The 26992-nt window shown below is 63.1% G+C and carries 26 protein-coding genes; 17 read left to right on the forward strand and 9 right to left on the reverse strand.

All coding sequences use genetic code 11. The features are described from left to right. Window positions 1–25 precede the first annotated feature (25 nt). A complete protein-coding gene (locus tag ACQKRQ_RS04085) occupies window positions 26–880 on the forward strand; it encodes a helix-turn-helix transcriptional regulator (RefSeq protein WP_427475214.1) in 855 nt (284 codons plus the stop codon). A 201-nt stretch (window positions 881–1081) separates the two neighbouring features. Here ACQKRQ_RS04085 and ACQKRQ_RS04090 read toward each other — a convergent pair whose 3' ends face one another. Continuing rightward, on the reverse strand, window positions 1082–1333 hold the full coding sequence (locus ACQKRQ_RS04090; protein ID WP_132377646.1) for a DUF4148 domain-containing protein: 252 nt from the start codon (window positions 1331–1333) through the stop codon (window positions 1082–1084). 213 nt (window positions 1334–1546) lie between these two features. After that, the gene (locus ACQKRQ_RS04095; protein WP_408174871.1) at window positions 1547–2107 is read right to left on the reverse strand and encodes a thioredoxin family protein; all 561 of its coding nucleotides are present in this window, start codon (window positions 2105–2107) and stop codon (window positions 1547–1549) included. A 209-nt stretch (window positions 2108–2316) separates the two neighbouring features. On the opposite strand from ACQKRQ_RS04095, the gene ACQKRQ_RS04100 reads away from it, so the two are divergent. The 4 genes from ACQKRQ_RS04100 to ACQKRQ_RS04115 are packed head-to-tail and all read left to right on the forward strand — an operon-like array spanning window position 2317 to window position 4877. Next, complete coding sequence (locus ACQKRQ_RS04100) at window positions 2317–2688, forward strand: GFA family protein (protein ID WP_427475216.1); 372 nt, start codon at window positions 2317–2319, stop codon at window positions 2686–2688. Further along, window positions 2685–2807, forward strand: coding sequence for a hypothetical protein (locus ACQKRQ_RS04105; protein ID WP_279388619.1), 123 nt, complete (start codon window positions 2685–2687; stop codon window positions 2805–2807). Before ACQKRQ_RS04100 ends, ACQKRQ_RS04105 begins: the two co-directional genes overlap by 4 nt. 7 nt (window positions 2808–2814) lie before the next feature. Then, complete coding sequence (locus tag ACQKRQ_RS04110) at window positions 2815–3555, forward strand: response regulator (protein WP_427475218.1); 741 nt, start codon at window positions 2815–2817, stop codon at window positions 3553–3555. Continuing rightward, window positions 3552–4877: a sensor histidine kinase gene (locus ACQKRQ_RS04115; protein ID WP_427475220.1), complete on the forward strand. Its 1326-nt coding sequence runs from the start codon at window positions 3552–3554 to the stop codon at window positions 4875–4877. Before ACQKRQ_RS04110 ends, ACQKRQ_RS04115 begins: the two co-directional genes overlap by 4 nt. Before the next feature lie 42 nt (window positions 4878–4919). Here ACQKRQ_RS04115 and ACQKRQ_RS04120 read toward each other — a convergent pair whose 3' ends face one another. Next, on the reverse strand, window positions 4920–6593 hold the full coding sequence (locus ACQKRQ_RS04120; protein WP_427475222.1) for an FAD-dependent oxidoreductase: 1674 nt from the start codon (window positions 6591–6593) through the stop codon (window positions 4920–4922). Between the two features lie 317 nt (window positions 6594–6910). Here ACQKRQ_RS04120 and ACQKRQ_RS04125 point away from each other — a divergent pair, with 317 nt between their 5' ends. Next, window positions 6911–8824 carry an SMP-30/gluconolactonase/LRE family protein gene (locus ACQKRQ_RS04125; protein WP_427475224.1) on the forward strand — a complete coding sequence of 638 codons (1914 nt, stop codon included), beginning with the start codon at window positions 6911–6913 and terminating at the stop codon, window positions 8822–8824. Between the two features lie 83 nt (window positions 8825–8907). After that, a complete protein-coding gene (locus tag ACQKRQ_RS04130) occupies window positions 8908–9240 on the forward strand; it encodes a DUF2322 family protein (protein ID WP_427475226.1) in 333 nt (110 codons plus the stop codon). Window positions 9241–9351: 111 nt separating this feature from the next. On the opposite strand, the gene ACQKRQ_RS04135 is transcribed toward ACQKRQ_RS04130, so the two are convergent. From ACQKRQ_RS04135 to ACQKRQ_RS04155, 5 genes are all read right to left on the reverse strand, one after another. Then, window positions 9352–10353, reverse strand: a complete 1002-nt coding sequence (locus ACQKRQ_RS04135) for a transketolase family protein (protein WP_132377638.1) — start codon at window positions 10351–10353, stop codon at window positions 9352–9354. After that, entirely contained in the window at window positions 10350–11195 is an 846-nt protein-coding gene (locus ACQKRQ_RS04140) for a transketolase (RefSeq protein ID WP_132377637.1), read from the reverse strand. The genes ACQKRQ_RS04135 and ACQKRQ_RS04140 overlap by 4 nt, the downstream gene beginning before the upstream one ends. A gap of 38 nt (window positions 11196–11233) precedes the next feature. Beyond that, the gene (locus ACQKRQ_RS04145; protein WP_427475228.1) at window positions 11234–12562 is read right to left on the reverse strand and encodes an MFS transporter; all 1329 of its coding nucleotides are present in this window, start codon (window positions 12560–12562) and stop codon (window positions 11234–11236) included. 73 nt (window positions 12563–12635) lie between these two features. After that, window positions 12636–13385 (reverse strand): SDR family NAD(P)-dependent oxidoreductase, encoded by a 750-nt coding sequence (locus ACQKRQ_RS04150; RefSeq protein ID WP_427475230.1) that lies wholly within the window; start codon window positions 13383–13385, stop codon window positions 12636–12638. A gap of 197 nt (window positions 13386–13582) precedes the next feature. Further along, on the reverse strand, window positions 13583–14479 hold the full coding sequence (locus ACQKRQ_RS04155) for a LysR substrate-binding domain-containing protein (RefSeq protein WP_132377634.1): 897 nt from the start codon (window positions 14477–14479) through the stop codon (window positions 13583–13585). Between the two features lie 382 nt (window positions 14480–14861). Here ACQKRQ_RS04155 and ACQKRQ_RS04160 point away from each other — a divergent pair, with 382 nt between their 5' ends. The 4 genes from ACQKRQ_RS04160 (at window position 14862) to ACQKRQ_RS04175 (ending at window position 19501) form a co-directional block, all read left to right on the forward strand. After that, the gene (locus ACQKRQ_RS04160) at window positions 14862–16388 is read left to right on the forward strand and encodes an ATP-binding cassette domain-containing protein (protein ID WP_408428929.1); all 1527 of its coding nucleotides are present in this window, start codon (window positions 14862–14864) and stop codon (window positions 16386–16388) included. A 49-nt stretch (window positions 16389–16437) separates the two neighbouring features. Continuing rightward, window positions 16438–17433 carry an ABC transporter permease gene (locus ACQKRQ_RS04165; RefSeq protein WP_427475232.1) on the forward strand — a complete coding sequence of 332 codons (996 nt, stop codon included), beginning with the start codon at window positions 16438–16440 and terminating at the stop codon, window positions 17431–17433. Window positions 17434–17471: 38 nt separating this feature from the next. Beyond that, entirely contained in the window at window positions 17472–18506 is a 1035-nt protein-coding gene (locus ACQKRQ_RS04170) for a substrate-binding domain-containing protein (RefSeq protein ID WP_427475234.1), read from the forward strand. A 107-nt stretch (window positions 18507–18613) separates the two neighbouring features. Continuing rightward, window positions 18614–19501 carry an amidohydrolase family protein gene (locus tag ACQKRQ_RS04175; RefSeq protein WP_427476074.1) on the forward strand — a complete coding sequence of 296 codons (888 nt, stop codon included), beginning with the start codon at window positions 18614–18616 and terminating at the stop codon, window positions 19499–19501. A 66-nt stretch (window positions 19502–19567) separates the two neighbouring features. Here the strand turns inward: ACQKRQ_RS04175 and ACQKRQ_RS04180 are convergent, their stop codons facing one another. Next, window positions 19568–20407, reverse strand: a complete 840-nt coding sequence (locus ACQKRQ_RS04180; protein WP_408317792.1) for a metallophosphoesterase — start codon at window positions 20405–20407, stop codon at window positions 19568–19570. A gap of 1368 nt (window positions 20408–21775) precedes the next feature. Here ACQKRQ_RS04180 and ACQKRQ_RS04185 point away from each other — a divergent pair. The 6 genes from ACQKRQ_RS04185 to ACQKRQ_RS04210 all read left to right on the forward strand — a co-directional run bounded on the left by ACQKRQ_RS04185 (window position 21776) and on the right by ACQKRQ_RS04210 (window position 26958). Further along, complete coding sequence (locus ACQKRQ_RS04185; protein ID WP_427475236.1) at window positions 21776–21958, forward strand: Flp family type IVb pilin; 183 nt, start codon at window positions 21776–21778, stop codon at window positions 21956–21958. A gap of 135 nt (window positions 21959–22093) precedes the next feature. After that, the gene (locus tag ACQKRQ_RS04190; protein WP_427475238.1) at window positions 22094–22630 is read left to right on the forward strand and encodes an A24 family peptidase; all 537 of its coding nucleotides are present in this window, start codon (window positions 22094–22096) and stop codon (window positions 22628–22630) included. Window positions 22631–22665: 35 nt separating this feature from the next. Next, on the forward strand, window positions 22666–23499 hold the full coding sequence (gene cpaB / locus ACQKRQ_RS04195) for a Flp pilus assembly protein CpaB (RefSeq protein WP_132377625.1): 834 nt from the start codon (window positions 22666–22668) through the stop codon (window positions 23497–23499). A gap of 87 nt (window positions 23500–23586) precedes the next feature. Beyond that, window positions 23587–25392, forward strand: coding sequence for a type II and III secretion system protein family protein (locus tag ACQKRQ_RS04200; RefSeq protein ID WP_427475240.1), 1806 nt, complete (start codon window positions 23587–23589; stop codon window positions 25390–25392). Window positions 25393–25415: 23 nt separating this feature from the next. Beyond that, window positions 25416–25709, forward strand: coding sequence for a hypothetical protein (locus ACQKRQ_RS04205; protein ID WP_132377623.1), 294 nt, complete (start codon window positions 25416–25418; stop codon window positions 25707–25709). A 46-nt stretch (window positions 25710–25755) separates the two neighbouring features. Further along, on the forward strand, window positions 25756–26958 hold the full coding sequence (locus ACQKRQ_RS04210; protein ID WP_427475242.1) for an AAA family ATPase: 1203 nt from the start codon (window positions 25756–25758) through the stop codon (window positions 26956–26958). The last annotated feature ends 34 nt before the right edge of the window (window positions 26959–26992 follow it).

Raw genomic sequence — 26992 nt, forward strand, 5'->3', positions numbered from 1 at the left:
AACCCGCGAATTGTCGAGATCCTCTATGCCCGTCAACACTCTGCCTGATCCGCTCGGCGCCGTCTGCAATTCATTGGGCGGCTTCCTGCGCGATCGCCGCTCGCGTTTGCAACCGGGGCCGGACGCACCGAGCCGCCGTCGTACGCCGGGTTTGCGGCGCGAAGAAGTGGCGGCGCGGGCGAACGTCAGCGTCGCGTGGTACACGTGGCTGGAGCAGGGGCGTGGCGGCCTGCCGTCGAACGAAGTGCTGGAGCGGCTCGCCCGCGCACTGGAACTCGACGCCGCGGGCCGCGAGATGCTGTTCCTGTTGGCCCAGCAACGGCCGCCGCCGCTCAGCCCGTTTGCGCCGCCGCAAGTCACGCCTGCCTTGCAGCGCGTACTGGACGGCATGCCCGGCAGTCCCGCCATCGTGAAGACGCCGACGTGGGATGTCGTGGCATGGAACGCGGCCGCGGTCGCGGTGCTGGGCGACTACTCGGCTGTACCGGCGCGCGAACGCAACGTGCTAAGGCGTCTGTTCGGAGACCCGGCAGTGCGAGAAAGCCAGCCGGATTGGGAGGAAAGCGCGCGTGCCGCACTCGCCGTCTTTCGCATCGATATCGCGCGCATCGGCGGGTCGGCGCAAGCCGCGGCGCTTGCGGCGGAATTGCAGGCGAGCAGCGCGGACTTTCGCCGCCTGTGGGCGGAGAACGACGTGCGCAGTCATTGGATTGGAACAAAACGTCTGCGCCACTCGCAGGCCGGGCCGATCACGCTCGAGTATTCGGCCTTCGCGGTGGATGGTGGAGACGGCTTGAGCATGGTCGTGTTTTCGCCGGCCTCGGCGGCAGATCTGCGCGCCGTGCAAGCGCTCATCGCGCGAACCACTCAAGCCGCGTGACGAACGCGGTTCAGTTCAAAGCCGCTTCAAGACGTCTTCGCAGGCATGAATTTGAACGAAAGCGTCGGCACGGAAGAACCTGATACGTCGCCGGAATAAAGTTGACCCGCGTCGATCGTCAGCTTCATCACGAGCGCCGGGCACCCGACATCACGCGGAGCGCCCGGAGCACTCCTCGCGACGTCAACGCCAAACCGCCACTCAGCTACCCATATAAAGCGAACGATTCAGGTTGGCGAGTTGACCATCCTTCTCCGCTTGCACGAGTTCCTGACGGACCTGTGCGCGCGTTTTCCCGGCAACGCTGGCCGTGCTCGCGGACCATTGCGGCTGCGCAGCCTGAGCGATCTGCGAAGAATCCACAGTGCCGGTCGAGGGCGTCGGTACCGCAGCGTGAGCAACACTTCCGATCACGCTCGCAGCAAGAGTCAAAGCAATCATGGAAACTTTCATATCGTTCTCCTTGAACGGTTGGATAAGAGACGTCCGCGGATCAGAAAGCACGAGCAGAGGTCGACCTGGACTTGCTGTGATGCGCTTCTTCTCAGAGTCACGGCGTTGATGTATTGAACCGCGCGGGTGTATCGGGCATGTGTCGAGAAAGCGGCGAATTGCAATGTTGTGTATCGCCGGAAACCGCGGATACATTCCGATACGAACCCGCGTTCATCCTTGCTGCGCGAGCAGGGCTTGAATCTTCGCTTCCGTCTTCGCATAGTCGCCTTCGCCGAAATGCGTGTAGACGATCCGGCCTTGCTTGTCGAGCAGGTAGAAAGCCGGCCAGTACTGATTGTTGTACGCGTTCCAGGTCGCATAGCGATTGTCCTGCGCGACCGGATAAGTGATGCCGAAGCGCTTGATGGCGGTCTTCACATTGTCGGTGTCGCGCTCGAACGGATACTCGGGCGTGTGCACGCCGATAACCGTCAGCCCCTGGTCCTTGTATTTCTGATTCCAGCTTTTCACGTAGGGCAGCGTGTTGATGCAGTTGCCGCAGGTGTAGGTCCAGAAATCGACCAGCACCACCTTGCCGCGCAGTTGCTGCAACGTCAGCGGATCGCTGTTGAGCCATTGCGAAATGCCGGCGAATTCGGGGGCCGGGGCGTTGGCTGCGAGGGCGGGCGCGCTCGGTTCGGGCGACCCCGCGAAGGCGGCAATACCGCTCGCGGCTGCGGCGGCGATCACGGTTGCGACGGCGAATGTTTTGATCTTGGATGCGGGGAGCATGTCAGTGTCCTTTCAGGATGAGGCTAAAAACGGCAGTTCGCGTATCAGCCGCGAATGACTGTATTGAAGCCTCCGCAGGTATCTGGCATGTGTCGTCCAGACCTCCTGGGTGCAATGTTGTGTATCTGTACGGGGTCCAGATACACTGCGACACAATTCGCCGTGTGAGCCAGGCTATAAAGCAGGCATTGCCAATCACGGAGAGCACCATGAGCGCCGACTTGCTGCAAGGGGCCTGCCACTGCGGGGCCGTCAAATTCGAAGTGCATACCCCGATCGTCCCGGCCGGGCGCTGCAACTGCAGCCTGTGCCGCCGCAAGGGCGCATTGATGACGCCGCTGTTCCCGGCAAGCCAGTTGAAGATCCTGAGCGGCGAAGATTCACTGACGCTCTATCAGTTCAACACGCGGGTGGCCCGGCACTATTTTTGCAAACACTGCGGTGTCTATCCGTTTCATCAGACGCGTAAAGACCCGCAGCAGTGGCGAGTCAACATCGGTTGCCTGGAAGGCGTCGATCCGTATAGTCTGGAAGCGGGAGTCGCGGACGGCGCGAGCCTCTCCGTGCTGGAGGACGCATGAAACGCCTGCTGGCTATCGTCGTCTTCGTGACGGGCGGCCTTGCCGCCGAACTGGCGCATCCGGTGCAGTGTTCATTGATGTATGCGAGCCGGGTGCAGTTGAAACGCCAAAAGAGATGATGCATTGATGGAAACTATCGATCACGTACTGATTGTCGACGACGACCGCGGCATCCGCGAATTGCTGGCCGGTTATCTCGAGAAGAACGGCATGCGCGTGTCGCTCGCGGCGAATGGGCGCCAGATGCGCGCGGCGCTGGAGCAGGGCGCGCCCGATCTGATCGTGCTGGATCTGATGATGCCCGGCGAGGACGGTCTGGTGCTGTGCCGCGAACTGCGTGCCGGCAAATTCCGTTCGGTGCCGGTATTGATGCTGACGGCGCGCAACGAGGAAGCCGATCGTATCGTCGGCCTGGAGATGGGCGCCGACGACTACCTGCCCAAGCCCTTCGCCGTGCGTGAATTGCTCGCGCGCATTCGCGCCGTGCTGCGCCGCGCCCGCATGCTGCCGCCCGGCATGCAGGTGACGGAATCCGCGCCGATGCTGGCCTTCGGCGACTGGCGACTCGACACCACCGCGCGGCATCTGCTCGACGCCGAAGGCACCATGGTGGCACTGAGCGGCGCCGAGTATCGCTTGCTGCGCGTGTTTCTCGACAATCCGCAGCGGGTACTGACGCGCGATCAACTCCTCAACCTCACGCAGGGCCGTCAGGCCGACCAGTTCGACCGTTCGATCGATCTGATGGTGAGCCGTCTGCGTCAACGGTTGCGCGACGTTGCGCGCGAGCCGCGCTACATCAAGACGCTGCGCAGCGAGGGGTATGTCTTTTCCGCTACGGTGACTGCCATCGAGGATCCGCAATGAACCGCTGGTCCTGGCTGCACTGGCCGCGCACGCTGTTCGCGCGGCTTGCACTAATTCTTTTCGTCGGCCTCGCGCTGGCGCAGACCTTGTCGTTCTGGCTCACACTGACCGAGCGCGACCAGACCATGACCAACGTGATGATGGGCTACATCGAGCGCGAAGTGAGCAGCTCGGTGGCGCTGCTCGATCATCTGCCGCCGAACGAACGCGCGCAGTGGCTGCCCCGGCTCGCGCGGCGCAGCTACGAGTTCATTCTGGGGCCGGGCATTGCCGGCAGCCCGATCGATGCGCATCTGTCCGAGCGTGTGGCGCAATCCATCGCGGACGGCATCGGCAGGCACTATCCGCTGACGGTGAATGCCGTCCCCGGCGACAAGGAGCGCCTGCAGGTTCACCTGCAACTGAGCGACGGCACGCCGCTGACGATCGATATGCGCCCCATGTCGGGCGCGCCGCTGTCGCGCTGGCTGCCGCTCGTGCTCGCGTTGCAACTGGCGGTGCTGGTCGCGTGCTGCTGGCTGGCGGTGCGGCTCGCCACGCGCCCGTTGCATCAGCTGGCGCTCGCCGCGGATACGCTCGGCCCCGACCTGAAGGCGGCGCGCCTGCCGGAGGACGGGCCGTCGGAAGTGTCGCGCGCCGCGCGCGCCTTCAACGCGATGCAGGACCGCATTGCCACCTACATGACCGAACGCATGCAGATTCTGGCGGCGATTTCACACGATCTGCAAACGCCGATCACGCGCATGCGCCTGCGCGTCGACGTGATGGACGACGACGCGCAGGGCGCGAAGCTGCGCCAGGATCTGCAGGAAATGGAAAGCCTGGTGAAGGAGGGCGTGACGTACGCGCGCACGCTGCACGGCGCGACGGAAGTGCCTTGCCGCGTCGATCCCGACGCGCTGCTCGACAGTCTCGTCTGCGACTATGTGGACGCCGGCCAGGCGGTCAGCCTGGAAGGGCGGCTCGGCGATTCGCTGGTGACGCGTCCGCAGGCATTGCGCCGCATACTCGGCAACCTGGTGGACAACGCGCTGAAGTTCAGCGGCGCGGCTGAGATCACGGCGGCCACTTTGCCCAGCGGAGAAACAGCGATCGCCGTGCTCGACCGCGGCCCCGGCATACCGGATGAGTCGCTGGAGGCGGTGTTCGAACCGTTCTACCGGCTCGAAGCCTCACGCAATCGCGATACGGGCGGCACGGGATTGGGCCTCGCCATCGCGCGGCAACTTGCGATGGCGATGGATGCGACACTCACGCTGCACAACCGTCCCGGCGGCGGCCTGGACGCGCGCTTGACGCTGAGGAATCTGCGCAAGGCGTAGTAGCGCTTGTCGCTGGCCGCCAGGCGCACGCAGCGCCCGGTCTCACCTGTTCAGCGCCAGATATTGATGCAGCGACTGGATCGCGGCCGCTCCCTCGCCGACGGCGGCCGCAACCCGCTTCACCGAGCCGCTGCGCACGTCGCCTACCGCAAAGATGCCGGGCCGGCTCGTCTCCAGATAATGAGGCGGGCGGTCCGACGACCACTGCGGAACCGCATCGGGACCCGTGAGGACGAAGCCGTGTTTGTCGAGCGCGACGCAATCGCCTAGCCAACCAGTACTCGGCTGTGCGCCGAGAAACAGGAACACATGGCGGATCGGTTTCTCCTCGATGCGGCCTTGACTGTCCCACTTGATCGATTCGAGTTGGGCCTCGCCGTTCAGTTCGACGATCTGCGTGCGCATATGAACGCTGATGTTCGCCGCCGCTTCGATCCGTCGGATCAGATAGTTCGACATGCTCGCGCTGAGTCCGTCGCCGCGAATCACGATATGCACGTGACGCGCGAATCCCGACAGGAACACCGCGGCCTGCCCAGCCGAATTCCCGCCACCGACTATGACCAGTTCCTGGTTGTTGCAGAACGCGGCTTCCATATAGGTCGCGCTGTAATAGATGCCGCTTCCCTCGAACTCTTCGAGGCGCGGCAGGAGTGGCTTTCGATAGCGCGCGCCGGTCGCGATGACCACCGCGCTGGCATACACGTGCTCGTTGTAATTGAGGCGCAGGTGAAAGGGCGGCGCGTTCTCACATTCGATGCCGAGCACTTCGATGGGCACGCCGACTTCCGCACCGAATTTGCGGCATTGGGACAGGCCCCGGCCGGCAAGCGCTTGTCCCGAGATGCCGGTCGGGAATCCAAAGTAATTTTCAATCTTCGAGCTGGTGCCGGCCTGGCCACCGGGCGCCTTGGTGTCGAGCACCGCGACCCTCAGTCCTTCGGAGGCCGCGTACACCGCGGCCGCAAGACCTCCCGGTCCCGCGCCGACCACGACCACGTCGAACCGTTCGCCGTTCAGCCGGTCGGGGCTCAGGCCGATCGCATCGGCCACCGCCCGGTTGGTCGGCTGCTTGAGCACATTGCCTTGCAGGGTGACGATCACGGGAATATCGGCTTCGGTTGCGTCATAACGCTCGAGCAACCCCTTGGCTTCCTCGTGTTCGACGATATCGAAGTAGGCGAAAGGCTGCGCATTCCGGCTCAGGAAATGCCGCAGCACGAGCGTGTTCCACGAAGCCGAACTGCCGATCACCAGCAGACCGCCGTGCTGATCCTGAATGAACGCGACGCGCCGCAGGATGAACGCGCGCATGATCGTTTCGCTCAACTCCGCTTCCGCGACGACGAGCGCCCGCAGCGATTCCTCGTCGATCACGATCACTTCGCAATCGCTGATGGCGTGGGCCGTCGCGACCGCGCCGCGGCCCGCGAGCGTGCCTACCTCGCCGGTGAAGCAGCCGGGACCGTGCGTGCCCAGAACGTGGCGCTTGTCGCCGGCGCCTCGGGTCGCCTCGATCGCGCCGGAGACGACGGTGAACATGGGAATGTGCCGGTCGCCTTCGGTGAACAGGATGTCGCCTGCCTTCAGCCGGCGCCGTTCGCCGTATCGTTCCAGCACCGCAAACTGACGTTCATCGAGCGTTGGAAAAATCTGATGGTGGCGGCTGCCGCCGGGCACCAGGTCTTCACGTCTGCTTGACGACTTATTGCTCATGGGGCGTTCCGAATGGAGGGCGCGTGCTGCGCGCCGTGGTGAGCTTGCTGCCGGATGCCGCATCGGCGCGAACGGTCTGCATGGACCGGAGACGACGGCGGACCGTCCTATCCGCAGAGATTGTGCGCCTGAGACCAGGCGTAGGTAAAGTGCGAAAAAGAGGGGTGTCCCGCTTGCTCGCGGGCGGCCCATTTCCATTTACATGCACGCTGCATGGTTTAATTGCTGCGCCTTGAACATATCTTCATACGAATCACCGACTTTTCATATCTGGCGAGTTACATTGTCGAGAAATGATTGTTCGGAGAGCATTACTCATGGTCAAGCACCATATCCGTGCCGCGCTCCTGTGCGCGGCGATCTTGTTCGCGCAGACCTGTTACGCGCAATACACCACCGACTGGCTGGGCAATACGTTCGGCACACTCGCCGCGCACGTGGGCAACACCGCGCGCTCGCTATGGGTCGCGCCGGAAGGCGTGATCTACACGGCTTCGTTGTGGGACGAGAACGAGGGCGGCGTCGCGATCTATCAGAACGGCCAGAGCCTCGGCTCGATCGGCACGCACGCCGACTTTCAGGGCAGCGCCATTACCGGCAATGCCACGTCGATCTTCGCAGCGTTGCAATACAACAGGTCGTTCGGCAGCGGCTCGGTGGGGCGCTACAACCGCGCCACCCAGACGCGTGACCTGATCATCCCCGTCAGCGTGTGGACCGCGATACCGCATGCCGATGTCATCACCGGTCTCGCGACCGTGGGCTCATTGCTGTATGCGAGCGACTTCTACGGCAATCGCGTGCGCGTCTTCACGACCGACGGCGTCTGGCAGCAGGACATCAAGGTATCGGGTCCCGGGGCGCTGGCGCTGGATAGCGCCGGCAATCTGTGGGTCGCGCAGCAGAGCGCGGCCACGATCGTCGAATTCAGTCCGGCCGGCGCGCTGCTGAACACCATCCAGATGCCGGCGACGTCGCGGCCTTCGGCGCTGTATTTCGATGCCGCGTCCGCGCAACTCATGGTCGGCGACCAGGGGCCGGACATGAACATCAAGCGCTACACGATCGCGGGCACGCCGACGCTCATCGGCACGTTCGGCATTCAGGGCGGGTATCTCGACACCACCAGCGGCATCAAAGGGCAGGTGGGCGACAAGCGCTTCACACGCGTGGTCGGCATCGGCAAGGACGCCGCCGGCAACCTGTACGTGCTCAACAACCCGTGGGGCGGCGGCTGGGACCTCGGGCGCAACGGCGCCACCGACCTTCACGCCTACGACAGCGCCGGCAACCTCGAATGGAAGCTGCAGTCGCTCAATTTCGAAGCGGTTGCGGCCCCGGACCCGTCGACGGACGGCGCCTACTTCTACAGCGGCACGCACATTTACACCGGCACGGCGGGCGGCACCTTCGTCGCGAACACGGTCGACCCGTTCACGTATCCGTCCGATCCGCGCCTGAACATGAACGACACGCAGCGCGACGAGCACTTCGGCCAGCTCGTCACGGTCGGCGGCAACCGGATTCTGGTGGCGTCCGGACAGAACCCCGGCGTCTTCTATTTTTTCCATTTCAATCCGGCGAGCGGCTACATAGCGATACCGGACGCGTCGATTCCGGGAACGGCGTTCAATACGAATCTGCAGGTCACGGGCGGCTTCAGCATCGATAGCAGGGGCGACGTGTGGGCCGGTCTGGACCGGACGAATCACATCTACCACTATCCGCTGAGCGGCTTCGACGGCAACGGCAAACCGACTTGGGGCCCGGCGGTCACGATCTCCATTCCGCAGAGCATCCGGCCGCTCACGCGCATCCTCTACCTCGCGGAGAGCGACACCATGATCCTCGCGCAGGGCATTGCGGGAAGCTGGGACTGGACGGCCATGCAGTCGCGCATCGAGGTCTATCACGGCTGGAGCGCGGGCAACACCACGCGGCCCGACCCCGTGATTACTCTCACCAGCGCCAATCCCAAGTCGATCACGGCGGCGGGCAATTATCTGTTCGTCGGGTATGTGCACACAGTGCCGAATATCGACGTCTTCAATCTCACTACGGGTCAGCTCGTCACCACGCTGATCAATTCGAGTCCGGCAACCGTGGATGTCGGCAACGACGTCGATTCGATGTACGGCCTGCGTGCGTATCTCAGAGCCGCGGGCGAGTATGTGATCACGAAAGACAACTACAACGGTTCGAGCATGGTGGTGTATCGCTGGACGCCATGACGACGGTGCGCTCGGCTATGACACACCCTATCGGATAAGATACGGCCCGCGCCGCAATTTTCCGAACACAAGGAGTGGTTTCAATGATTCAACCGGGCAACGTATTCAAGGACAACCTCGCGCAGATGCCGGCTATCGACGGTATCGCGCGTATCGATCTGCTGGACGGCAAGGGCGCCGTGGTGGCCAGCATCGAGAACAAGCCGGGCAAGCAGGGCTCGCTTGCGGTGTACAACTATCTGCGGCAAGCGTTCGGCACGCTCGACGCCAAAGCGGCCGAGCACGGCCTCGTGGTGTTCGCCGAGCATACGGCCGATGCGCGCAATCGGCCGGGTGCGCACCCGAACGTCGACATCCTGCTCGCGATCGCGGCGGGTGGCGAAGCGTTGCGGATCGACTTGGTGGGTGCTGGCTGAAATGAGTTGATTGTCATCAGCGTGGCGCGGGCAGGCGAGTCGATCCGCAAGGCTGCGTTGGTCGGATAAGACGACGCCGGCTGCATGCCGGCGTCGCCGATCAACACACGTTCAGTTCAACCAGCCCTTGATCGCCTCGGACATCGTGGCAGTCGAAATGCCATAGCGGTCGTGCAATGTCGGCAACGCGCCGGCATCGAGGAACGCATCGGGCAGACCCACTTGCCGGAAGTGACACGCCACGCCCGCGCGCATCAGTTCCGCGGCGACCGCTTCGCCCAGACCACCGATCACCGTATGATTTTCGGCGACCACCACGAGCCGCCCCGAGCGCTTCGCTTCGCGCACGATCGTTTCGGTGTCGAGCGGCTTGATAGTCGGCACATGCAGCACGGCTACGCCGATCCGGTCGTTCTCCAATGCCTTCGCCACTTCGAGCGCGCGCATCGTCATGATGCCGGACGAGATGACCAGCACTTCCGCGCCGTCGCGCAACAGCTTGGCTTTGCCGAGTTCGAACGTGTAGTCGTATTCGTCGAGCACTGCAGGCACGTTGCCGCGCAGCAGGCGCGCATAGACAGGGCCCTGATGCGCGGCGATCGCGGGCACCATCTGCTCGATGTCGAGCGCGTCGCACGGATCGATCACGGTCATGTTCGGCATCGCGCGCATCAGGGCGAGATCTTCCGCGGCCTGGTGGCTGGGACCGTAGCCGGTCGTCAGGCCCGGCAGCGCGCAGATGATCTTCACGTCGAGATTGTCTTCGGCGATCGTTTGATGCATGAAGTCGTACGCGCGGCGCGTGGCGAAAACCGCGTAGGTCGTGACGAACGGTTGCGCGCCTTCATGCGCGAATCCCGATGCCGCGCCCATCAGTAATTGCTCGGCCATGCCCATCTGGTAGAAGCGCTCCGGAAATTCCTTGGCGAAGATATGCAGGTCCGTATATTTGCCGAGGTCGGCGGTCATGCCGATCACGTTCTGCTTTTGCCGCGCCAGTTCCACCAGCGCGTGGCCGAAGGGCGCGGAACGTGTGACCTGTCCTTCGCTCGCGATCGACGCGATCATCGCGGAGGTCTTCAGGCGCGGTTTGCTCGCGGTTGCGTTGCTCATGCTTGTCTCCCTACTTCGAGTGCCTGGAGCGCCAATTGCCATTCATGGGCATCGACGCGGATAAAGTGGTTTTTCTCGCGTTGTTCGAGGAACGGCACGCCGCAACCCATGCGCGTATCGGCGATGATGATGCGTGGTTGCGCAACCGGATGCTGGCGGGCCGCGTCGAACGCGGCGGCCACGGCGGCGATATCGTTACCGTCCACGCGCTGCGTGAACCAGCCGAACGACTCCAGTTTCTCGACGAGCGGTTCGAACGCCATGATCTGCGTCGACGGACCGTCGGCCTGCTGGTTGTTCACGTCGACCACGGCGATCAGGTTGTCGAGCTTCCAGTGACTCGCGGACATCAGGCCTTCCCAGATCGCGCCTTCGTCCAGTTCACCGTCGGAGAACAGCGTGTACACGAACGACTTCGAACCTTTGCGCTTCAGGCCGAGGCAGCGGCCCACCGCGATGGTCAAGCCCTGGCCGAGCGAGCCGCCGGACATCTCCATGCCGGGCGTGTAGCTCGCCATGCCCGACATGGGCAAGCGGCTGTCGTCGCTGCCGTAGGTTTCGAGTTCTTCCGCGGGCAGAATGCCGGCTTCGAAAAGCGCCGCATACAGTGCGATCGCGTAGTGTCCGTTCGACAGCAGGAAGCGGTCGCGCTCCTCCCATTCGGGATCTTCCGGCCGGTAGCGCATGGCGCCGAAGTAAGCGACAGCGAGAACATCGGCGATGTCGAGCGCCTGGCCGATATAACCCTGGCCCTGCACTTCACCCATCAACAGTGCGTTTCTACGGATACGGTATGCGTGTTCGGCAAGGCTTGCCGTCGGCACGCGTTCTGGACTGTTCATGTTGTCTCCTGTGATCAGTCGTAAAGAGTAAGAAGGGTTCAGCGGTTCACGGACTTCGCGGGCACCAGAAACACGAGGCAAGCGCCGAGCGTGACGGCCACCGAGATAAAGATCAGTCCAGCTGTCGACTTGCCAGTCAGATCGTTGAGCCAGCCCACGATCGCCGGCGAGAAGAAGCCCGCGAGATTGGCGATGCAGTTCACCGCGGCGATCCCGGCTGCGGCCGACATGCCGCCGAGCAACGCGGTCGGCAGCGACCAGAACTGCGACGAGGACGCGAGAATGCCGGCGGCAGCGACGCTCAGACAGACGATAGAGGCCGGCACACTGCCGATTGTGGGCAGCAGGATGAAGCCCGCCGCGGCGATCAGCATCGGAATCGCCAGATGCAGCCGGCGTTCGCGATGACGGTCCGCGCTCATGCCGACCAACGGCAGTGCGATGATGGCGCACAGATAAGGAATCGCGGTGAACACGCCGATCCACAGCGGATCAGCGACGCCCGATTTGCGGATGATGGTCGGCAGCCAGAACGTCAGGCCGTACTGGCCGAGCACCACGCAGAAGTAGATCGCAGCCATCAGCCACAAGCGGCGGTCGCCGATGAACGACTTGACCGAGACGTGGGCGATCTTATGCGCGTTGTCGCCGGCCACATTGCGGGCGAGCAGCGTCTTTTCGGAATCCGTCAGCCACTTCGCTTTCGCGATGCCATCGTCGAGATAGAGCAGGATCGCGACGCCGAGCACGAGCGAGGGCAGTGCTTCCAGTAGGAACAGCCACTTCCAGCCGGCCATGTCCATCGCGCCTTGCAGCGAGTGCATGATCCAGCCCGACAGCGGGCCGCCGACAATGCCGGCCAGCGGTATCGCCATGAAGAACAGCGACAACGCTTTGGCGCGGCGCGCGGCCGGAAACCAGTAGGTCAGATAGAGAATCACACCGGGCGCGAAGCCGGCCTCGGCGACGCCGAGCATAAAACGCAGCACGTAGAAGGCTGTAGGCGATTTCACGAAGATGAAGCACGCGGAGATCACCGCCCACGTCAACATGATCCGCGCGAGCCACTTGCGTGCGCCGACACGATGCAGCACCAGGTTGCTCGGCACCTCGAAGAGGAAATAGCCGAGAAAGAAAATCCCTGCGCCCATGCCGTACACGGTTTCGCTGAAGCGCAGGTCGTTGAGCATCTGCAGCTTCGCGAAGCCGACGTTGACACGGTCGAGATAGGCGCCGAGATAGCACAGCATCAGGAACGGGATCAGGCGGCGGCTGACTTTCGCGTAGGTTTTCGACTCGAAGCTCGTCGAGTCCGCCTGGTTCGGTAGGTCGGCGGCAAGGGATGCCGCGGGGTATTTCGTTTTCATATGTGTCTCCTTCCATGGCCCCGGGATGGCCTGGGTGCCGGGCACGTTGCCGCTCTCTGCAAGCGGCAACGCGTCAATGAATGAGCATGCCGCCGTTCACGTCGAGCGTGATGCCCGTGAGATAGGTCGACAGGTCGCTGACGAGGAACAGGCACGCGTTCGCCACGTCGCTCGCGTCGCCGAGACGGCCGAGTGGAATGCCCTTGATGATGTCGGCGCGCATGTCCGTAGTGAGCTTGTCGCCGGTGATGTCGGTCTGGATCAGACCGGGCGTGATCGAGTTCACGCGAATGCTGTCGCCGCCGAACTCGCGGGCCATTGCACGCGAAAGACCGAGCACGCCGGCTTTCGCCGCGCTGTAGTGCGGGCCGCCGAAAATGCCGCCGCCGCGTTGCGCGGAGACCGACGACATGCAGACTATGCTGCCGCTCTTCTGCTCTTTCATCGCCGGCAGCACGGCTTGCGACATGTAGAGCGTGCCGCGCAGATTGACGTCGACGATCGCGTTGAAGTTTTCGGACGTGATGTCCAGCGTGCGCACCGGTTGCGTGATGCCGGCATTGTTGATGAGGCCGTCGATGCGGCCGTAGCGCTCGAGCGTGGCTTTGGCGGCCGAGACGCACGCGTCTTTGTCGGTAACGTCGCAGGCGAGGCCCAGATGCGCGTCGCCGAGATCGGCGGCGGCGCGCTGCGCGTCTTCTTCGCGCAGATCGAGAATGACGATGCGTGCGCCCTGAGCGGCGAGTGCTTTAGCGGTTGCCTTGCCGATTCCGCGCGGTGAGGCGGCGCCGGTCACGATGACGACTTTGTTCTCCAACAGCATGATTGTCTCCTGAGTGTTGATGTGATGGCCGAAGTGTCTACTGCGCGGCCGGTCGCATCAACGACGTACTGCTCAACTATGTTTGAGAAATTTTCAGGTGACGTGCTGCTTCGAAGCGGGCGTTGTATGTTGCGACGCCGCATTCGCACTCTCAGCGCATGTGATGCTGGAAAACCCTGGCAAAGATCGACGCGGACTCAGGCTTTGCGCTCCATGCGCCCGACCTCGCGCTCGATCCACGCGATAAAGCGCGTGACACGTGGAAGCTCGGCGTTTTGCGGCGGATAGACCAGATGATGCGCGCCGACCTCCACGGCGTGCGTCTCGTCGAATACCGGCACGAGCTTGCCCTCCCTGATCCGAACCGAGGCGAGCATCACGCTTTCCAGCGCGATGCCGAGGCCGAGCGCTGCTGTCTCCAACGACATGTACGAGCGGTCGAAGGAGAAGTCGAAGGTCTTATGGGCGGCCGACACACCGGTGCGCCCGAACCACTGCTTCCACTGCACGAGCGGCGTCTCCGAATAGATCAGGCGATGTTGCAGCAGGTCTTCAGGCGTTTTTACCGGATGGTTCTCCAGATAGGTCGGCGACGCGAGCGGTGTGATGAATTCGCCGCGCAGCGTTCTGACTTCGAGGTCGCGCCAATTCGCGTAACCGTGGCGCAGGTCGATGTCGTAATAACCGCTGGTAAACGAGACGTCCTCATATGAGCAGGCGAGATTCAACTGGATATCGCCATTGGCTTCCTGAAACGACGCGAGCCGCGGCAGCAGCCACATGAGCCCGAAGCTGGGACTGGAGTGCACCCGCAGGATATCGACGTCGGTGCGACTCGACGCGCGTTCAGTGGCGCGGCTCAGATCCGCCAGCGATCCCGTCACATCGGACAGATAACGCTCGCCGGTCGGCGTGAGGACGAGCCCACGGCCCGAGCGATAAAAGAGCGGCTGGCCGATCACCGACTCGAGATTGCTGATCTGATGACTGACGGCCGACGCGGTCAAGCCGAGCTCTTCGGAGGCCCGGTTGACGCTTTTCGTTCTGGCCACGCTCTCGAACGCAACGATGGCTTTGACCGGTGGAATGCGCATAGTGAAATTTTTTTCAGATGCAGTTGAATGAAACCGCCTTGTTCGCACGCCATTCGCACTGCCATTCTGTCGACAAGCCGCGCAGCCAGGGATGCATGAAGTCCTCTCGATACTGATCCGGCAGTTTCACTGCCGCAGAGCGGCTAATCATAAACATAGGTTGCGCAGTGCAACAACTGTGCAGGAGACAGTAATGGATTATCCGACTTTCCCGGTGAGCGCGCGATTAGCCGACGCTCATGCGCAGCCATTTCATCCCGTTCGTTCCCCTATCCAGTGAAAGCACTCGCCGGTCTACGCCGATGCGGTGTACCGGTGGGCTTCATACCACGCGCTCGCAGAACATACGCAGCGTGCGGAAAAACGCGGAAGGGGACAGGACATGACTGAACACCGCTTCTTGCTGACGGCGCGTTCGATCGTCAAGAGCTTTGGACCGACGAGCGTGCTGAAGGGATTCGATCTTTCGATCGCACCCGGTGAAGTGCACGCTTTTCTGGGTGGCAACGGCGCGGGCAAATCGACGCTGATCAAGATCATCTCCGGTCAGTTCGAACGCGACGGCGGCACGCTCGAATTCGACGGGCAAGCGATCGGCGCATCCGTAGGCGGGCACGTTGCCGCCGGCACTATCGCGGTCGTCAATCAGGAACTGGCGCTGCTGCCGCATCTGTCCGTGGCCGAGAACATCGCGATGCCGCGGCTGCGGCGCGGTACGGCGAAATATAGCGAACGCGCGTCGATGGAGATCGCCGTCGAAGCGCTGTCGCTGATCGATCCGCAATTCGCGCGTGAATCGTCGGGACGGCTGGTCGGCGATTTGACCTTGCACGAGCGTCAACTCGTGGAGATCGCCCGCGCGCTCGGCTCGGGCGCCAAGCTGTTGTTGCTCGACGAACCGACCGCCAATCTGACCGCCGCGGAAACGATTCGGCTCTTTGCGGTGTTACGGCGACTGATCGCCGATACGGGGCTCGCGGTGCTGTTCGTCTCGCACCGCATGCGTGAGATTCGCCAGATCGCCGACGTCTGCACGATCATTCGCGACGGCAAGACGGCCGTCGATCGCGTCGCGCTCGATGCGATCACGGATCGCGAGATCATCGAATGCATGGGGCAGAGCATCGTGGTCGACGAGGCGGCGGCAAGCGTCGCGGAGTCGGCGGAGTTGGCGGAGCAGGACACCGGCGGTAACGGTGCGCGCATTCATGCCGGCGCATTGCGGATTGAACGCGACGGCGTGGCGATCGAGGTGCCGGCGGGCGCGATCATCGGTCTAGCGGGTGCGCCGGTCGGTCCGTCTTCGCTGATCGATGCGCTGACCGGCATCGCGCCCGCCGGTTCGTGGGCCATCACACGCGACGGCGCTCGCGTCAGCTATGGGCATCCTTCGGCCGGTGCGCGCGATGGCGTCGGCTTCGTCTCGGGCGATCGCTCGAACAAGGGTGTGCTCGCCACGCTGCCTATCGTCGACAACCTCGTCGCGGCCGCGCGTGTCGTCAACCGGCGCAGTGTAGTGAAGCGCGAGGAGATCGAGCAGAGCACACGGCTGCTCGACGCACTGAAGATTCGCGCGGGCTCGCTGTGGGATCTGCCGGCCACACTGAGCGGCGGCACGCAGCAGAAATTGCTGATCGCCCGCTGGCTATTACTCCGTCCAAGACTGCTGGTGCTCGAAGAGCCGACCCGCGGCGTGGACATTCGCACGAAGCGCGAAATCTACGCGTTGATTCGCAAGATGGCGCAGCAGGGCACGACGATCGTCTGGTGGTCGACCGAATACATCGAGCTGGTCGAACTGTGCGACACCGTGCTCGCGTTCGATCTGGACGGCAAGCCCACCGAAGTCTTGCGCCACGCCGACGTCAACGAAACGCAACTCGCCGCCGCAACGGGCATGGCCGCCTAGCGAAGGCTAACGCCGCTTCGCACAAAACATCATCAATCTGGAGACAGTCATGAAATCAGCCACTCATCCGATCGTGGAGGGGCAGCCCAAACGCAGTGGCGCGGGGCGCCGCCTGCTATCCGCCTACCGCACCGAAATCGCGATTGCCATTGCGATCATCGTGATCGAACTCGCGGTCGGCATGATCGTGCCGGCCGCGCTGTCGGGCGGCAATATTTCCAACGTGACGCAGGCGGCTGCGCCGCTCGTCATCATGGCGTTCGGCGTGTTGCTCGTGATCATCACCGGCGGCATCGATCTGTCCGTCGGTTCGGTGTTCTCGCTGACCGGCATGGTCACCGGCCTTGCGATGGCGCACGGCTACGGCGCGGTCGCGAGCAGTGTCGCGGGACTCTCGGTCGGCATCGTAATCGGCGCGCTAAACGGTGCGCTCGTGACGTTCGTCGGACTCGCGCCGTTCGTCGTGACGCTGAGCACGTATGCGATTGCGGGCAGCCTCTCGTTCATCGTGACAGACGGCCATTCGCTGCCGATCTCCAACTCCGACTACTGGCTGCTCGATTCGGGGACGCTGATTCCCGGCCTGCCGAACTATGCGCTGTGGTGCGTGCTGCTGCTCGTCGCAATCGAATTCTGCTTGCGCAAGGTGGTGGCGGGCCGCTGGCTGTATGCGATCGGCAGCAGCAGTTCGTCGGCGCGTGTGATCGGGATTCCTGTCAATCGCGTGCGGCTCGGCGCGTATCTGCTTTCGGGCTTGCTGGCTTCGTTTGCAAGCATCGTCAGCGTCTCGTACATCAGCAATGCGGAAGCCACCGCAGGATCGAGCCTGATGCTGCAGGCCATCGCGGCCGTGGTGATCGGCGGCGCGAGCCTGTTCGGCGGGACCGGTTCGGCGATCGGCGCGCTGCTCGGTGCGCTGATGATCACGATCATTCAGAACGGCGCCAATCTGATCGGCGTGAACAGTTTCTGGCAAGGCACCGTGACCGGTGTCGTCATTCTCATCGCGGTTCTCGTGGACCGCATTACCAAAGCCCGGCGTTGAGCACGGGTTCGCTAAAACTATCAGGAAGGAGACACATCATGAACAAGCGCACGTTCAAATCAGCCGGCGGATTCTCGGGCCGGCCGGTCGCACGGGTCGCGGCGGCATCGGTGGCGGCATCTATAGTCGCGCTCGCCGCGGCGTTCGCCTCGCAGGTGGCGGTGGCGGCGGACAAGCAGACGGTCGCGTATATCGCGCCGTCGCTGGATATTTCGTACTGGCAGTGGGTCGCGTATGGCGTCAAGCAACGGGCGCAGGAACTCGGCATGGACTATGTCGAGTTCACCTCGGAGAACTCGCCGGCCAAGCAGATGGACAACGTGCGCACGGCCATGACGCGCGGCGTCAACGCGATTGTGATCGGGCCGGTCAGTTCCACCAGCACGCCGCCCGTATTGCGTCTTCTGAAGTCGAAGTCCGTGCCGGTGGCTTTTACGGGTATCGGGCCGCAAGCGGGACAGACGGACTATACGTCGGCCGTGACCGCGAATAACTACGATACGGGCAAGGCTCAGGGCACGTATGTCTGCAAGCTCGCAAAAGAACGCGGCAGCAACAAGGTGGCGATGCTGTCGCTGCCGCAGGATCGCGAGAATGCGCAGAAGTATATGAAGGGCGCGCAGGAGTCGTTCAAGGCCGATGGCTGCGATCTCGTGCAGGTGCTCGAAACGCACGGGCTCACGGTCAATGAAGCGGTGCAGCAGGCCAACGACGTGTTGACCGCTCATCCGGACGTCAAGGCGATTTACGGCATGTACGACGAAGCCGCGACCGGCGCCGCCAAGGCGCTGCAAACGCGTGGTGCTGTCGGCAAGGTGGCGGTCGTCACCGCCGATGGCAGCCCGACGACGATCAAGCTGCTGCGCGACGGCACGATCCAGGGCATCTTCCTGCAAGAGGCGGTGGGGCAAGGGATCGACGCGACCACGCAGGTGTTCAATGCGCTGAACCACAAGCCGACCACCCAGGAACTCGCGCTCAAGGAGCCGCTCGTGACGAAGGAGACGATCGATCAGCCGGACGCGCAGGCCACCGTCAAGCGTGTCTATCCGCCTTCAGCGGGCAAGTACTGAGGAGTCGATGTTGAGCTGATTGCGCGGCCGCTCGTTTCGTTGCATTACGTTTTGTCGCGAGCCGAGCGGCGCGTCGTATAACCCTATAAGGAGGCACTGTGGACAATCTGCCTATCATCGACCCGCATCATCACCTGTACGATCTGAAGACCGGCAACTATCCGTGGTTGCAAGGGCCGATGCTCAAACGCGTGTTCGGAGACTATTCGGCCATTCGCAAGGACTATCTGATCGACGATTTTCTTGCCGACATCAAGAATCAGAACGTGGTGAAGACGGTTCATCTTCAGGTCGAATACGACCACAACGATCCGGTGGCCGAAACACGATGGCTTCAGAGTGTCGCGGACAACCACGGCTATCCGCATGGCATTGTCGGTTTTGCCGATCTGTCATCGCCGAACGCACAGGCCGTGATCGAAGAGCACTGTCAGTACAAGAACGTGCGAGGCATTCGCCAATGCCTGAATTTTCACCGCGATCTGGTGAAGACGTTTATCGACAGCCCGCATCTGATGAGCGATCCGCAATGGCGGCGCGGTTATGCGCTGCTCAAGGAGTACGGTTTGTCGTTCGATCTACAACTCTATTACACGCAGATGGAAGAGGCGCTCGCACTAGCGCGCGACTTCCCCGATACGCCCATGGTGCTCAACCACACCGGCATGCCAGTCGATCGCGCTCCCGAAGAGATCGAGGCGTGGAAAAAGAGCATGACCTTGCTTGCTTCAGCGGACAACGTTTTCTGCAAGATCTCCGGTCTGGGCATGGGCGACTGGAAGTGGACAGTGGACAGCATCCGTCCGTTCGTCCTGCATGCGATCGAAGCATTCGGCGTGGAACGCTGCATGTTCGCGAGCAACTTTCCGGTCGACAAACTGTTCAGCAGTTACGACGACGTGTTCAACGCGTTCAAGGAGATTACCCGGGACTTCTCTGCGCAGGAAAGGGCTGCGCTGTTTCATGACAACGCGGAGCGGGTGTACAGGCTGTGATGCCGGCGAGACGGTTGGCGTGGGCGGATGGAATGGCGGTCGGCGAGCGCGCAATCGCCCGCCCGATCACACGCCCGAACCCGCCGGATATCCTTTCGACCGGCCGAACGCGGGTTGTTCACGAGCGGTGCGATTGAGCAGCATGGGTATCTCGTCCAGACGCAGTAGCGTCAGCGCTCCGCCATACACCAGTCCCGTATCGACGTTGATGACGTTGCCGCGAACCCTCGGCTCGCGCACCGGCGTGTGTCCGACGATGACCGCGGCCACGCCGTCGATGCGGCCGCCCGGGTCGCGCCATCCCGAAGCAAACCGTTGGCACAGTTGCGCGAAGGCCCGCCGCATCGAAACAAAACCTGCCGCCTTGCCCGGAATCCAGCGCGAGCGATCCCAGATGGCCTTTCGGCGCACCGGTCCGTTGCGGTCCTCCTGTTCGAGCGCCTGAACCATCTTCGGCCACGATTGCATGGGCACGTTGGCGTGCACGATTCCCACAAGGCCGTCGTCCGTTTCGATTTCGATCGCGTAGGGAAGGGCCGCCATATACGTCACGATGTCGTCCAGCGCCGCTTTGTCGTAAGCCATGTCGAACAGCCACTCTCCGCCGTTGGAGCGAATCGACGCGTTCTTGCCGCCGTGATGGTGCCACCGCACGATCGTGTCCTCATGATTGCCGCGCACCGATTGAATCCGATATCGATTCACGAATTCGAGCACGGCCGGCGATTCGATGCCCCGATCGACCAGGTCGCCGACGGCGAAAAGCCTGTCGCGAGACGGGTCGTACCGGCGCAGTTCCAGTTCTCTTCGAAGCCGGCTAAAACAGCCATGCAGATCGCCTACGACGAAGTCGCGACCGGCCGTGTTCTTTTTGAAGCGTCGCACGGGTATGAAAGTCTGCTGCATGTTTTCACCGCAATGAGGTTGACGTGAAACGACGAAAGACTTCTGAACGGTTGCTGCGCGAAGCCCCTATGGTTTCGACCTCGAACGTGTCCTCGCTGGCCGGATTTCGCGCGCAGTCGCAACGCGTCACTCAGTGTTGACCGCCGATTGGGCGCTTTCAGTGTCGATTTGTAACGAGGTGTTGGGACGAGCATGCCGTTTCCATCGTCCGGATCGAGCTTCAGGACGAACGGGGCCTTGGTGGGGTGCGGGCGGAGCGGCGACATCGTCGCATTAGTCGGGTGGCGCGAGCAGTCTCTTTTACGCTCGGTTACAAGTGGCGCGTGAAGGCGCCCGCAGTTCATAGCCGATGTCCTCGACGACCAACCGTTGTGGGCGCGTCCATTGACTCGGCCGGCTCGCAGGGCTGAACGAAACCGGACGCGTCGCCCTTCTTCGCTGTCCAGGTGGCCATGGCGCGCGCCACGAACGATGGTTTTATCGATGCGCTTGCCAAACCGCGATGCCGAATGCGACCCAAATCGCGCTGATAAGCGCCACTAGCAAGGTGCCGCGCATCATCCGAGGGCAACCGATGCTTTCCTTGCGCAAACCCAAAAATTTTTCGCCGCGGCGTCGGTCCCAAGCGTTTCATCGCGCGCGAGAACAATGAGGCGATCGACCGTCAATCGCGCAATGCGCGCTACCCCACATAGCGAAGTGTGCGGACATCGCTTTTCGCTGCCGTGCCAGCGCACCGCTCTCAGGCTGTCCGTCTCACGCTTGCAACATTCCGGACGCGCCCAGTAAAACGTACTTTTGTCCGCTCAATGGCAGCATATTTGACCGAAGCATTTGTCGAACCATTGCCAGCCAATGGTCCTACGGGTTTTCCACACGCCGGAAATAGTGCGCGAAGCATGGCAGGCGGGCTCCGCCCAGGCCCTTTCCTGCGTCTCAAATTCGAGTCATCGCGTGTTGCGAACTTGCTCCAGCACTCCCCGCCGAATCGCCAATCCTTGCCCAGCAAGGGTTTGAGGCCTGCTGGCATACCCGTTGCAAATAGAGAGTCACAAAACGAAAAAACACGTTGCAACCGGGACGCAGCAAAAAGATTCCGGCAGCAACAACAGTCTTCGTGAACCGCGTTCGGGGAAGTCCACGCGTTTTACGGGGTGCGGCGGGGTCAACGAAAACAGATGTCGATAAACAACGACACGGTGATCGATACGGGGTATCGGCCACTTGTGATCGTGACGAAGCAAAGCGTTGGCCTCGCCCCTTTTTTCCGTCCTCGTGACGGGCTTGAACGCCGCTCGATACGCCTGTTTTTCAGGCGGCTTAAGACGGCAAAAAACCGAAGTCAACTTTCACTCTACGGGGGTTAGCATGAAGAACACGATCCAACAATTTCTGCGCGAAGAAGATGGTGTGGCAGCAATCGAATACGGCCTGCTGGCCGGCCTGATCGCAGTGGCGATCATTGTGACGGTGACGACGCTGGGCACCAACCTGAAAGCTGTGTTCAGCACTATTTCGACCAAGTTGAGCGGAGCCTCCAAAGCTACCTGACGTACTGCGAGGCAAGAAGCGCAAAGCCGATCGCCCGCCCTGCCTCGACGGTCCTTCGAGACAGGGTAGCGACGGCCCAGCGCTCAAAAGAAACGACTCCAGAAGGGCAATTCGATCCTTGAAACGGAGCAGGCAATGAACGGGGTTCCCTTTCCGGTTGGACCGTGCGTGATGACACTGGTACTCGTCGCCGCACTGTGGGACATGCAAACGCGCCGGATTCCTAACTGGTTGGTGGCGACAGGATTGATCGTGGCGATACCGGTGCAGTGGTTCACGCACGGCGGTGTCGACGGAATGACGATGTGGTTGGGCGGCCTGCTGGCCGGCGGCGCGATTTTCCTGCCGGGCTACGCGATGCGGCTGCTGGGCGCGGGCGACGTGAAGCTGATGGCGGCGATCGGCGCTTTCTGCGGCGCTTACGGCGCACTCGAAATAGGTTTGGCGACCTGCGTGATCGGTGGGATCGGGTCGCTCGCAATATGGCTTCGGCGTCGCCAGATGCGCGCCGGACTAAGCGGGGTGGCGGCGTTGGTGATCAGCTGCGCGACGCCGGGAAACGGCGCGCTGCGAAGGTCGGGCAGTGTGGCTGAAAGCAGTGCGACGGGGACCATGCCCTACGGCGTCGCGATAGCAATAGGCAGCGCATGCGTGTTGTTCGCCAGCGTGTGACGGGTGCCGGGGCAGGACAAAATCGGGGGTTGAAAATGAAAAACGCGCGCGCTGTAACGATGCTGCTGATCGCGACGCTGGCGGGCCTCACCGCGGTGGTGTTCGCCTCGCGCTGGATGGTCTCGCAGTCGTCGAATGCCACGACCAAGGTCGTGGTGGCGGCATCCGATATCAATCTCGGTCAGCGGATCGGCCCGGACTTCCTCAAGCTCACCGACTGGCCGTCCAATAGCGTGCCGCCCGGTTCCTTCACCGACATCCAGAAACTCGACGGCCGCGTGCTGAAGGAAAGCCTGCTGCACGGCGAACCGATTCTCGAGGCGAAGCTCACGCCGGTCGGCACGCTCGGCGGCCTCTCGGCGGTGATCGGCGAAGGCAAGCGCGCCATCACGGTGCGGGTGAACGACGTGATCGGCGTCGCGGGCTTCGCGCTGCCGGGCAATTACGTCGACATCATCGTCAACACGCAGAAGGATGGCCGCGACCCTGGTGCAACGCGTGACCAGAACATCTCGAAGATCGTGCTCGAAAAGATTCTCGTGCTGGCCGTCGCGCAGGAAGTGGGTCGCGACGAAACCAAGCCGAAGGTGGTCGACGCGGTGACGCTCGAAGTATCGCCGGAACAGGCCGAGAAGATCGACCTTGCACGCAGCATCGGCACGCTGTCGCTGGTGTTGCGCAACCAGATCGATCCGAAAGCGATCGACACCGCCGGCGCCACCAAGGCCAGCCTGCTGCAAACGCCGGTCGCCGTGGTGCCCGCACCTGAGCCGAAGCCGGTGCGCATCGTGCGCAAGGTGGCGGCGCATGCGCCGGCCAACTGCGTGCGAGTGCTCGACGGCGCCGACGCAAGACAAGAATGCTTTTGACAGGCTCGAGCCTGCAAGCCGCGACCGACGCGTGACTGACATCCAGACCAGCACGCAAAAAAATGCGGCAAATAACGGGGGTAGGACATGAACGCCATAACGACTCAGCGCGCTAGCGCGCCGCAGCACCCGCGCGGCGAGCGCGAAGCGAATCCGCGCTCGCCGCGCGGCCGCACGCGGATCGCCGAAGCCTGCACCTGTTTGCTGCTGGGCATGTACCTGACGATGCTGCCGGTGGCGCAAGCGGCCGGCCAGAACGCCGCCGCGGGCGTGCCGGGCCTGCCGGACGTGCCGCTCACGTTGGCGTCGAATGGTTCGGTGCGTCTGACCATCGCCGCGAGCGGCATGGGCGCGGGCGCTTCGTCAGGCGGCGCGCAGCAAGGCAGCCGCGGACCGAATTGCAGCGGCCCGGTCGCAGAACATAGCTCGGTGACGATCCCGGTCGGCAAATCCGCGATGGTCGATGTGCGCGAACCGGTGAAGAGCCGGACCGTCGGCAATCCGTCGGTCGTGCAGGCCATGCTCGTTTCCCCGCAAACACTTTATCTGCTCGGCTCCGACGTCGGCACCACCAACATGATCGTGCAAGGCCGCAGCGGCTCCTGCACGATCATCGACGTGAGCGTCGGCGCGGACCCGGGCGGGTTGCAACAAACTCTCGCCGCGCTGATGCCCGAGGAAACCGGCATTCAGGTGAAGGCCGCCGCCGATACGCTCGTGCTGACCGGCACGGTCACCGATGCGGTCAAGGCCGAACGCGTGCTCGAACTGGCGCGCGCCTTCGTGTCCCGTCCCACCACCGCCTTGCAAGGCGCCGCGCCGATGGGCAACGGCCCCTTGCCGGTCGGCGCCGCGCCGCGCGCGATGGGCATGCCGGCGCCGTCGCTCGGCAGCGCGGGCGGCGAACGCATCATCAACATGATGCATGTGGCTGCGCCGCAGCAGGTCATGCTCGAAGTGAAGGTCGCCGAAGTCTCGAAGACGCTGATCGACCAGCTCGGTATGGCGGCCAACATCAACGGCGGCATCGGCAGCTGGAGCTTCGGCTTGCTGGCCAATTACCTGTCGGGCGGACTCAGCGCGCTGACCGCATCGAAAGCGAACAACTCGCCGCTCAAGATGGCCATCGACGCGCAGAAAACCGATCAGCTCGTGAAGATCCTCGCCGAGCCGAACCTGATCGCGATCAGCGGCCAGGAAGCGAGTTTCCTCGCGGGCGGCAAAGTCTATATTCCGGTGCCGCAAAGCAACGGCGCGGGCGGCACGACCATCGTGCTGCAGGAAGAACAGTACGGTGTCGGCCTGACCTTCACGCCGACCGTGCTCGAAGGCGGCCGCATCAACCTGAAAGTGGCGCCGGAAGTGTCCGAACTGTCGTCCACCGGCGTGGTGGTCAGCGCCGGCAACTCGAACACGACCTCGATCCTGCCGCTGATCACGACGCGGCGCGCCTCCACCACGCTGCAGGTGTTCGACGGCCAGAGCTTCGCGATCGGCGGCCTGCTGAAGAGCAACGTGACCGGCACAATCAAGGGCTTGCCCGGCGCCGCGGAATTGCCCGTGCTCGGCGCGCTGTTCCGCAGCACCAGCTACGAGCAGGACAAGACCGAACTGGTGTTCGTCGTGACGCCGCGTCTCGCCAAACCGCTGCCGGAGCACTATCCGCTGCCGACCGACCACTTCGGCGACGCCAGCGAAGCGAACGTGTACCTGACCGGCCACATGGAAGGCGAGAAGCGCGCCGCGCCGGCTGCGGGGGCTTCGGCACCCGCAGCGGCACCGGCACCGGCGCCGGCACCCGTGCCGGTTCCCGCACCCGCACCGAGCGCGGCTGCGTCGGTGGCTGTGATCCCGGCCGCGCCGGAAACCAGCGACTCACACGCCTCGCAGTAACGCGCGGCCTACCGGAGATCGACATGACAAACACCAAGACACTGATCCGCACGGCGCTGTGCGCCGGCTTGAGCGCCGCGCTCGCCGGCTGCCTGAGCTCGACGCCGCACTGGGACGCGACGTTCGGCGACTCGGTCAACCAGATCAAGGAAATGCAGACGCTCAATCCCAATGCCTCGGCCAATAACGATCCGGTTGCGGGTATCGACGGCACGGCAGCGGCCGCGGCGCAGAAGAGCTACGCCAAATCGTTTACCGCGCCGCCCCCGCCGACCAATGCCTTTACGATCGGCGTCGGCTCATCGAACGGGTATTGAAGCGACACAACCAGGCGGCTCGGTTTAGCGCCAGCGGAGACTTACCATGATCGACACCCTTCTGATTTCGTCCAGCGCCGAGCGCGCGCCGCAGATCGCGGCGCGTCTCGAGGCAAGCAGCATCGCGTTTCGTCTGCGTACGCTGCACGGTACAGCGAAGCAGTTGCGCGTGCACGCCGCGGCGATCAAGAGCGCCGATCTGCTGATCGTCGACGACGCCGACCTGACGCCGCGTGATCTGAGCGGCGTCGAGGAGGTGCTGTCCCACCTCCCGCATCTGCATTGCATGCTGGTGACCCCGGCGCCGTCGACCACGCTGCTGATGGCGGCGATGCGCGTCGGCGTGCGGCACGTGCTGTCCTGGCCGCTCGACGACCGCGAGATCGCCGACGCGCTCGCCCACGTCTCGGCGAAGAAACACGCCGGCGTGCGCCGCGACGGCCGCGTGGTGTCGTTCACGTCCTGCAAGGGCGGCAGCGGCACCACCCTGATCGCCGTGAATCTCGCTTACGCGCTGGCCGCCTTGCGCGACAAGCGCGTGCTGTTGATCGACCTGAACCAGCAATTCGCCGACGCGAGCCTGCTGGTCGCCGACAAAGCGCCGCCTGCCACGCTCGCGGACCTGTGCTCGCAGATCGACCGGCTCGACGCCGCTTTCTTTGAATCTTGCGTGATGCACGTGCACGCGAATCTCGACGTGCTGGCCGGCGCGGGCGATCCGGTCAAATCGGGCGAATTGCGCGCCGCGCATCTCGAACGCATTCTTACGTTAGTGCGCGAGCAATACGACGCGGTGCTGATCGACGTCGGCCAGAACATCAATCCGCTCGCGATCCACGCGCTCGATCACAGCGACTCGATCTGCATGGTGGTGCGGCAGAACATTCTGTACCTGCATGCGGGCCGCCGCATACTCGACATTTTCAAGGAGCTCGGCTATCCGGCGAGCAAGGTGAAAGTGATCGTCAACCAGTACGACAAGAATGCGCGCATCAACCTTGCGACGCTCGAAGAAACGTTCGGCGCGAAAGTCGCGCATCACTTGCCGCGCGATGAGAAGCAGGCCACCGAGGCGTTGAATCACGGCGTGCCGCTCGTCACCGGCGCGAAGGGCGGCGCGCTCGCCCAGGGCATCTCGCAACTGGCCGCGTTGCTGTGGCCGTTGCCGGTTGCGGAGCGCAAGAGCGTGCTCGGGCGTCTGTTCGCCAGCCGGCCGAATTCGCCGCCGCAGTTGAAGCCCGGACACTGAGCCGCCTGAATCCGTTCAAGCCCGGTTGCCATCG

Source organism: Paraburkholderia sp. NPDC080076 (assembly GCF_050281145.1).
Classification (GTDB): domain Bacteria; phylum Pseudomonadota; class Gammaproteobacteria; order Burkholderiales; family Burkholderiaceae; genus Paraburkholderia.

Coding starts and splice junctions, on each gene's coding strand:
- ACQKRQ_RS04085 (WP_427475214.1), top strand. CDS start 26: ATGCCCGTCAACACTCTGCCTGATCCGCTCGGCGCCGTCTGCAATTCA.
- ACQKRQ_RS04090 (WP_132377646.1), bottom strand. CDS start 1,333: ATGAAAGTTTCCATGATTGCTTTGACTCTTGCTGCGAGCGTGATCGGA.
- ACQKRQ_RS04095 (WP_408174871.1), bottom strand. CDS start 2,107: ATGCTCCCCGCATCCAAGATCAAAACATTCGCCGTCGCAACCGTGATC.
- ACQKRQ_RS04100 (WP_427475216.1), top strand. CDS start 2,317: ATGAGCGCCGACTTGCTGCAAGGGGCCTGCCACTGCGGGGCCGTCAAA.
- ACQKRQ_RS04105 (WP_279388619.1), top strand. CDS start 2,685: ATGAAACGCCTGCTGGCTATCGTCGTCTTCGTGACGGGCGGCCTTGCC.
- ACQKRQ_RS04110 (WP_427475218.1), top strand. CDS start 2,815: ATGGAAACTATCGATCACGTACTGATTGTCGACGACGACCGCGGCATC.
- ACQKRQ_RS04115 (WP_427475220.1), top strand. CDS start 3,552: ATGAACCGCTGGTCCTGGCTGCACTGGCCGCGCACGCTGTTCGCGCGG.
- ACQKRQ_RS04120 (WP_427475222.1), bottom strand. CDS start 6,593: ATGAGCAATAAGTCGTCAAGCAGACGTGAAGACCTGGTGCCCGGCGGC.
- ACQKRQ_RS04125 (WP_427475224.1), top strand. CDS start 6,911: ATGGTCAAGCACCATATCCGTGCCGCGCTCCTGTGCGCGGCGATCTTG.
- ACQKRQ_RS04130 (WP_427475226.1), top strand. CDS start 8,908: ATGATTCAACCGGGCAACGTATTCAAGGACAACCTCGCGCAGATGCCG.
- ACQKRQ_RS04135 (WP_132377638.1), bottom strand. CDS start 10,353: ATGAGCAACGCAACCGCGAGCAAACCGCGCCTGAAGACCTCCGCGATG.
- ACQKRQ_RS04140 (WP_132377637.1), bottom strand. CDS start 11,195: ATGAACAGTCCAGAACGCGTGCCGACGGCAAGCCTTGCCGAACACGCA.
- ACQKRQ_RS04145 (WP_427475228.1), bottom strand. CDS start 12,562: ATGAAAACGAAATACCCCGCGGCATCCCTTGCCGCCGACCTACCGAAC.
- ACQKRQ_RS04150 (WP_427475230.1), bottom strand. CDS start 13,385: ATGCTGTTGGAGAACAAAGTCGTCATCGTGACCGGCGCCGCCTCACCG.
- ACQKRQ_RS04155 (WP_132377634.1), bottom strand. CDS start 14,479: ATGCGCATTCCACCGGTCAAAGCCATCGTTGCGTTCGAGAGCGTGGCC.
- ACQKRQ_RS04160 (WP_408428929.1), top strand. CDS start 14,862: ATGACTGAACACCGCTTCTTGCTGACGGCGCGTTCGATCGTCAAGAGC.
- ACQKRQ_RS04165 (WP_427475232.1), top strand. CDS start 16,438: ATGAAATCAGCCACTCATCCGATCGTGGAGGGGCAGCCCAAACGCAGT.
- ACQKRQ_RS04170 (WP_427475234.1), top strand. CDS start 17,472: ATGAACAAGCGCACGTTCAAATCAGCCGGCGGATTCTCGGGCCGGCCG.
- ACQKRQ_RS04180 (WP_408317792.1), bottom strand. CDS start 20,407: ATGCAGCAGACTTTCATACCCGTGCGACGCTTCAAAAAGAACACGGCC.
- ACQKRQ_RS04185 (WP_427475236.1), top strand. CDS start 21,776: ATGAAGAACACGATCCAACAATTTCTGCGCGAAGAAGATGGTGTGGCA.
- ACQKRQ_RS04190 (WP_427475238.1), top strand. CDS start 22,094: ATGAACGGGGTTCCCTTTCCGGTTGGACCGTGCGTGATGACACTGGTA.
- cpaB (WP_132377625.1), top strand. CDS start 22,666: ATGAAAAACGCGCGCGCTGTAACGATGCTGCTGATCGCGACGCTGGCG.
- ACQKRQ_RS04200 (WP_427475240.1), top strand. CDS start 23,587: ATGAACGCCATAACGACTCAGCGCGCTAGCGCGCCGCAGCACCCGCGC.
- ACQKRQ_RS04205 (WP_132377623.1), top strand. CDS start 25,416: ATGACAAACACCAAGACACTGATCCGCACGGCGCTGTGCGCCGGCTTG.
- ACQKRQ_RS04210 (WP_427475242.1), top strand. CDS start 25,756: ATGATCGACACCCTTCTGATTTCGTCCAGCGCCGAGCGCGCGCCGCAG.